The following is a 7,093-nucleotide window of genomic DNA, read 5'->3' as shown; positions in this document are numbered from 1 at the left end:
CCACCTGCTCATCCGCTGGGCCAAAAAGCCGGAAAACTACCTGGCCATGCTCCATTTTGCCTGCGCCCGAATTACGTGGTACAATTGTCTTTTTGGGTGACGCTGTTTCCCTATTCGGATAGGCACTAAGTAGTTGATTGTTAAAATGTTCGGGTTATTTGGGGCGCTCAGCAACGATAGCCACACCCGCATTCGCTTCAACGGCACGATATTGCTGGGGCTACTGGCAGTGCTAGGCGTGAGTTTGGGTGGCCTGCTGGGGATAGGGGCAGCCTTGCTGCTGCTGAGCTTATGCAGTTTCCTCACGGGCTGGGGCATCGTCAGCAACTCGGCGGTTCCGTAACCAAGGCCAGCGCGGCCTGTTACAAAGGAGGCTTTCGGGCCACCGCAGTATTCATTCAGCTTACCGTATTCTAATGCCTATTATCCCCACGAACCGGCCCCGCCGCAATCGTAAGTCGCAGGTAATCCGCGACATGGTGCAGGAAACGCGCCTCACGGCCCACGACTTTATCTACCCCGTTTTTATTATTGAAGGCCAGAACCAGCGCCTCGAAGTGAAGTCGATGCCCGGCGTGTACCGCTACTCGGCCGACCGCATTATCGACGAAATTGGGGCGGCCGTGGAACTGGGCGTGCACTCGTTTGCGCCGTTTCCGGGCATTAATGACGCGCTGAAAGACCCGCTGGCCCGCGAATCGACTAACATGGATGGGCTGTACCTCAAGACGATAGCCGACATCAAGCGGCAGTTTCCGGACGTGGTGCTCATGACTGATGTGGCCATGGACCCCTACTCCTCCGACGGCCACGACGGCGTGGTGAACCAGGAAACGGGCGAGATTCTCAACGATGCCAGCCTCGAAGTGCTGGGCCAGATGGCGCTGGCCCAGGCCCGCGCCGGGGCCGACATCATCGGGCCCAGCGACATGATGGACGGCCGCGTGGCCTGGATTCGGGACGTGCTGGACCGCAACGCGTTCTCGCACGTCAGCATCATGAGCTACACGGCCAAGTACGCGTCGGCCTTCTACGGCCCATTCCGCGATGCGCTGGACTCGGCCCCCAAAAAGGGTGATAAAAAGAGCTACCAAATGAACCCCGCCAACCGCCTGGAAGCTCTGCGTGAGCTCCAGCTCGACGAGGCCGAAGGGGCTGATATGGTGATGATTAAGCCCGCCCTGAGCTACCTCGACATTATTCGGGAAGTGAAGAACCACACCAACTTGCCCGTGACGGCCTACAACGTGAGCGGCGAGTACGCTATGGTAAAAGCCGCCGCCCAAAACGGCTGGATTGATGGCGAAAAAACCATGATGGAGGTACTCATGAGCATTAAGCGCGCTGGCGCCGACGCCATTCTGACGTACTTCGCCAAGGACGCGGCCGAAGTGCTGCGCCGGTTGAATTAGCTATTAGCCATAGCTGTCAGCTGGTAGCTTTTTCCGCTGAGAAAGGGCCAACAGCCAGCCACTAATGGCTAACAGCTTTAAGCTAACAGCTCCAAAAAATGACGCAAGACTTAACCATCCGCCGCGCCACGGTGGCCGATTTGCCGGCCATCGTGGCGTTGGTGCGTGCCGTGGTGCCGCTGATGAATGCCAGCGGTAACTACCAGTGGACCAGCGAGTACCCGAACGAGGAAGTTTTTCGGCAGGACATTGCGCAGCAGCACCTGTGGGTGGCCGAGCGCCTCGGCGACCTCGAAGGCGTGGCCGCCCTCACCCAGGACCAGGACCCCGAATACGCCGACGCCGACTGGGATGCCACTGTGCCGGCCCTGGTAACGCACCGGCTGGCCGTGGCCCCCGCCGCCCAGGGCCGGGGCGTGGCCGCCGCACTACTGCGCCAGGCCGAACACGAAGCTACCGTGCTGGGAATGCGCACGTTGCGCGTGGATACCAACTCGGAGAACGCGGCCACCCAACGGCTTTTTCCGAAGCTGGGCTACCGGTTTGCGGGCGAGATAAAGCTGGCGTTTCGGCCGGGACTGCGGTTCTTTTGCTACGAAAAGCAGTTGGCATAGCTGGGCGTAGTTCGCTGGTTAGGACCCGAGTGGGCAGTTGCCCCGGTCGGCCGGCTGAAAAAGCCGGCGGACCGGCCCTTGTAAGCACCGTATTTTGCTGGCATGACTGATTTTTTCCGTTTGGGCGTGGTGGTGGGGCTGCTCGGCCTGGGCATGGCATATAGCGTACGGGCGGGCAAGCTGACCACGGCCGCCGCCTGGACGGGCGGTGCGCTGGGGCTACTCATTTTTTTGGGCAGCGGCTTTGCCGGATTGGCCCTGCTGGGCCTGTTTTTTGGCCTGGGCACGGCCGCTTCCAGCTGGCGCGTGGCCGACAAGCGCCGCCTCGGGCTGGCCGAAGAAAACCGGGGCCGCCGCACGGCCGGCCAGGTGCTGGCCAATGCCGGCGTAGCGGGCCTGCTGGGCCTATTGGCCTGGCAGTGGCCCCCCGCCGCGCCGCTGGCCCGCCTGATGCTGGCCGGTAGCTTTGCCGCCGCCACTGCCGATACGCTGGCCTCGGAGCTGGGCAACGTGTGTGGCCGGCGCTACTACAACATCCTCACCTTCAGGCCTGGTACGCGCGGCCTCAACGGCGTGGTGAGCCTGGAGGGCACGGCCCTGGGGCTGGCCGGCACCGCCTTGCTGGCTGCCGCTTACTGCCTGGGGTTTGGCTGGGGGCCGGCCTTTTGGTGGCTGCTGGTGGCGGGCACGGCCGGCAACCTGGCCGATTCGGTGCTGGGGGCCACGGTGGAGCGGCGCGGCTACCTCGCTAATAACGCGGTTAATTTCCTTAACACGCTGACCGGTGCACTGGTGGCGGGCGGGTTGACGTGGTGGCTGGGGTAGCGAGTAGCCCCACCCCCGGCCCCTCCTCTGCGGGGTTGGGGCTGCACATAAGCCACTGCTACCTCACAAACGGCCACTTAGCCTCCCTACGGCTCCAGAGCAGGAAGGCTACCGTGCCCACGGCCATCATACCGAGCGCGGCTATCTGGAAGTAGAGCTTGAAATGCAGCCCGCCCCAGGTTACCTCGGCCGGCGCAATGCCGGCGAATACGAACAGCCACACGATAACGGCCAGGATGACGGGCAGCGGGTAGAGCGGCATTTTGAAGGGCAGCGAGGCCGTGCCGCGCCGGCGGCGCAGCAACACGAGCCCCACCGCCTGGCCCACAAACTGCACCAGAATCCGCATGGCCAGGATGGCCGAAATAACCTCGCCCAGCCGAAATAACAGGCTGAACACGAAGCCCACGCCGCCCAGCAGCAGCAACGACACGTAGGGGAACTGCTTGGTAGGATGCAACTTACCAAACACGGGCAGGAACTCGCCATCGGCCGCGGCGGCGTAGGGGATACGCGAGTAGCCTAGCAGCACCGCAAATAGCGACGCGAACGCCACCAGCAGCACCATGCCGGTGGCAATGTTGGCGGCCGTGGGCCCGTAGAGCCGCTCCATAAACACGCTGATGATGAACTGCGACTTGTCGCTGGCCCCAGCTTGCCAGCCCTGCACCTCCTGCCACCCGATGACCGTGCCCACGCTCCAATTGAGCAACAGATACAGCGCCGCAATGCCGAGGATACTCAGGAAAATGCTGCGCGGAATGACTTTCTCGGGGCCTTTTATCTCAGCCCCCAGGTGGCACACGTTGTAGTAGCCGAGGTAAGAATAGATGGTTTTGACGGCCGCCTGGCCCATGGCCACCGAAATGAGCAGGCCGGGCAGCTTGCCTACGCCGCCCGCCGGCAGCCAGGCCACCGGGTGATTGGCGTGGGTGAGGCCGCCAAAAATCAGCCAGCCCATGAGGCTCAGCACGCCCACCCACAGGGCCACGCCGAGCTTGCCAATGTCCTCGATGCGGCGGTAGAGCAGCGCAATGAGCAGCAGCACCACCGAGCCGGCCACCAGCTTGGGCTGCCACCACTCGGTCATCGGCACGAGGTAGCCGAAGTATTGGGCAAAGCCGATGGCCCCGGAGGCCAGCACCAGCGGCGACTGAATAAGCGTTTGCCAGACGTAGAGAAACGACATGTAGCGGCCCCATTTCTGCTCGCCGTAGGCCAGCTTGAGGAAGCGGTACGAGCCGCCCGCTTCGGGGTAGGCCGCGCCCAGCTCGCTCCAAATGAGGCCGTCGATGGCGGCCAGGGCCGCCCCTACCAGCCAGGCCAGCAGAAAGTTAGGCCCCATAAAGCCCATGACCAACGGCAGCGTAACGAAGGGCCCGATGCCCACCATGTCAATCATGTTGAGGGCCGTGGCTTGCACCAGGCCCAAACGGCGCTGTAAAGAGGGTTGCGACATAGAGGGCGAAGGTACAGCCCCACCCCCTGGCCCCCTCCCCTGCGGGGGAGGGAGAGCCAAACGATTTCAGTGGGCCGCCGTGGCTCCCCCTCCCCGGCAGGGGAGGGGGCCAGGGGGTGGGGCTGCTAGCGCACGCCTACGGTTTGGCCGGCTGGGGCCAGGCCTTCGGCCAATTGCACGAGGCGCAGCAACTCGGCGCGGTAGCCGTCGGCGTCGGGGCCGCGGCCGGCCTGGGCCAACTGGGTGGCGCTGGCGTAGGTGGCGGTGCCGCGCTGCTCGCTCTGGCGCAGCAGCAGGCCAAACTCAGCCACGGCGGCGGCAAACTGCTGGTCTACTGAGGCTTGAGAGATGGGCAGCGCCGCCCCCGCCAGGGGCTGGGCCAGCAGCTGGCTGGTGCTGCCCTGCGGCTCTTTGTAGCGCAGCTTCACGGTGAGCACCTCGGTGGTGAGGCTGGCCGACCGGGCCAGCACATCCTGGCCGGGCTGGTAGGTAGTGGGCTGATACTTAAGCTTATCTACCAACGGGCTGGCCGCGCCCGTGGGCACGATTTCGTAGAGGGCCGTTACGGTGTGGCCCGCGCCCAACTCGCCGGCGTCTTTGCGGTCGTTGTTGAAATCTTCGTTGGCCAGCAGGCGGTTTTCGTAGCCGATGAGGCGGTAGCTGGCCACGCGGGCGGGGTTGAACTCGACTTGCAGCTTCACATCCTTCGCCACCGTGAACAGGGTGCCGCCAAACTGCGCCACCAGCGTGCGGCGGGCCTCGTCGAGGTTGTCGAGGTAGGCGTAGTTGCCATTGCCTTTGTCGGCTAGCAGCTCCATGCGGCTGTCGTGCAGGTTGCCGCGGCCCACGCCCAGCACCGTCAGGAACACGCCTGTTTCGCGCTGATTCACAATCAATTGCTCCATGGCCGCATCGGAGCTTTCGCCCACGTTGAAGTCGCCATCGCTGGCCAGAATCACGCGGTTGTTGCCCTCCTTTTTAAAGTGCTGCTGCGCGGTAGAGTACGCCAGGCGCAGGCCCGCGCCGCCGGCCGTGGAGCCACCCGCTTCGAGCCGGTCGATGGCTTCGAGAATGGTGTTTTGCTGCGAGCCGGCGGTGGGCGGCAGCACCAGGCCGGCCGCGCCGGCGTAGGCCACCAGGGCCACGTGGTCTTGGGGCCGCAGCTGGCGCACCAGCAGCTTGAGGCCGCTGCGAATGAGTGGCAGGCGGTCGGCGTCCATCATCGAGCCCGACACATCGACCAGAAACACCAGGTTGGCGGGCGGCAGGCTGGCGGTTTCGATTTTCTTGGCCTGAATACCGATGCGGGCCAGCTGGTGGCCGGCGGCCCAGGGGCAGTCGCTGAGCTCGGCGCTGATGCGCACCGGGGCCGCGGCATTGGCGGCCGGCGCGGGCAGCTCGTAGCGGAAGTAGTTGAGCATTTCCTCGACGCGCACGGCATCGCGCGGGGGCAGCTGGCCCTCGTTGAGAAAGCGCCGCACGTTGCTGTAGCTGGCATTGTCCACGTCGAGCGAAAACGTGCTCAGCGGCTCGTTGCCGACGGGGTGAAAGGCGTTTTCCTTGATTTTGGCGTAGGTGTCGCCGGCCCCCGCTTCGGCGCGGGCGGGGTAGGCGGCAACGGGCGGCGTGGCGTTGGTATAATATTCAACCTGCGGGGGAGCCGACTGGTCGGCCAGCTCCACTTGGTCGGGCATTGCCTGGGTAGAAACCTGCGGCCTGGTAAATAGTATCCTGGGGGCAGGCAGCGGCCGGGATTTGGCCGAGGGCCGGGGCGCGCCGGCCGCACGGGTACTCCGGCTCACCACCACCTCGCTCAGCGTCTTGTTGTCGGCGCGCAGCACCACATTGAGCGGCGCGGAGCCGGCGGGCACGGCCACCTCCTGGGTGGTGAAGCCCACGAAGCTGAACAGCAGACGCGCGCCCTGTGCCGGCAGGCCGGCTAGCACGTAGCGGCCGTCGGCATTGGTACTGGTGCTGAGGCGGGTGCCTTTGAGCAGCACCGTAACACCGGGCAGGCCCTGGCCTTTGCTATCGGTTACGCGGCCGGTGAGGGTGCGGGTGGCGGCGCTGACGGGCACGATGGACTTAGGCTGCTGTGCAACAGCGGGATAGCCAACGGCTAGCAGCCCAAGGGGCAAGAGCAGCGCGGGGAGAAGCTTTTTCATGGCAACGGCGAGGAGTAAGTGAGATACTTACCCTGCTGATGCCGGAGCGCCCGCAATTGCACAAGATGTTTCTTGGGGTTACTGCCCTTCTTCAGTAACAGCGCTCAGCGGTCCCACGTACCCCAGCGCCCTGAGTGACTGCTCAGCTTGGCTACGGGTGTACGCGTCGGGGTCTTGGCAGAACGCATGTAGCACCGTTTCTAGCTCCTTGGTTAGGGCGCTGAACTTTCGGCAAGCTGCCGCAAACTGGTACTTGGCATCGGTAAGTGCCGGGTGTTTGAGCGTGACAACCGTGGTAGCCAGCCGCAAAAAATCGGTGACCGCTAAGTCTCCCACGTTGGAAAGCGGACTGCCCGGGGTGGGCGAGAGCCAGCCAATCAGGCTACCAATGTCCCAGTTGCGTGCAATCAGGTAAAGCAGATTTACCTGGTCGGCGTGGCTAAGCGAGGCAAGCTGCTGCTGTGCCAGTAGCTGCGCAACGTAGCGTTCTATCTCAGTCCACGCGGGGTAACCCGCAGCGTCTATCCGGAGCGCTTCGATGTCTGGTGGCGAGTACGTAGCGGTCAGCCATTCTTTGTACTGCGTGACCAACTTACTTAGCAGTAGCGGCTTACCTAC

General features: G+C 63.9%; 7 protein-coding genes and 1 pseudogene. 5 read left to right on the top strand and 3 right to left on the bottom strand.

Annotated elements, in window-relative coordinates; translation table 11 throughout:
- The 5 genes and pseudogenes from QMK33_RS14355 to QMK33_RS14335 form a co-directional block, all read left to right on the top strand.
- Positions 1–100 (top strand): annotated as a pseudogene (locus QMK33_RS14355) (IS5/IS1182 family transposase); the annotation flags it as partial.
- A 45-nt stretch (positions 101–145) separates the two neighbouring features.
- Positions 146–343, top strand: a complete 198-nt coding sequence (locus QMK33_RS14350; protein WP_283565289.1) for a hypothetical protein — start codon at positions 146–148, stop codon at positions 341–343.
- Between the two features lie 73 nt (positions 344–416).
- Positions 417–1,412: a porphobilinogen synthase gene (gene hemB, locus QMK33_RS14345; RefSeq protein ID WP_283565288.1), complete on the top strand. Its 996-nt coding sequence runs from the start codon at positions 417–419 to the stop codon at positions 1,410–1,412.
- A 98-nt stretch (positions 1,413–1,510) separates the two neighbouring features.
- A complete protein-coding gene (locus tag QMK33_RS14340) occupies positions 1,511–2,026 on the top strand; it encodes a GNAT family N-acetyltransferase (RefSeq protein WP_283565287.1) in 516 nt (171 codons plus the stop codon).
- 102 nt (positions 2,027–2,128) lie between these two features.
- On the top strand, positions 2,129–2,851 hold the full coding sequence (locus QMK33_RS14335; protein ID WP_283565286.1) for a DUF92 domain-containing protein: 723 nt from the start codon (positions 2,129–2,131) through the stop codon (positions 2,849–2,851).
- A 58-nt stretch (positions 2,852–2,909) separates the two neighbouring features.
- Here QMK33_RS14335 and QMK33_RS14330 read toward each other — a convergent pair whose 3' ends face one another.
- From QMK33_RS14330 to QMK33_RS14320, 3 genes are all read right to left on the bottom strand, one after another.
- A complete protein-coding gene (locus QMK33_RS14330; protein WP_283565285.1) occupies positions 2,910–4,310 on the bottom strand; it encodes an APC family permease in 1,401 nt (466 codons plus the stop codon).
- Positions 4,311–4,435: 125 nt separating this feature from the next.
- Entirely contained in the window at positions 4,436–6,475 is a 2,040-nt protein-coding gene (locus QMK33_RS14325) for a vWA domain-containing protein (RefSeq protein ID WP_283565284.1), read from the bottom strand.
- 78 nt (positions 6,476–6,553) lie between these two features.
- Entirely contained in the window at positions 6,554–7,066 is a 513-nt protein-coding gene (locus QMK33_RS14320; protein WP_283565283.1) for a hypothetical protein, read from the bottom strand.
- Positions 7,067–7,093 lie beyond the last annotated feature (27 nt).

It is taken from the genome of Hymenobacter sp. H14-R3, from assembly GCF_030063445.1.
Taxonomy (GTDB): Bacteria; Bacteroidota; Bacteroidia; order Cytophagales; family Hymenobacteraceae; genus Hymenobacter.
The sequence above is the reverse complement of the archived record's forward strand: the minus strand, read 5'-3'. Positions and strand labels throughout refer to the sequence as shown.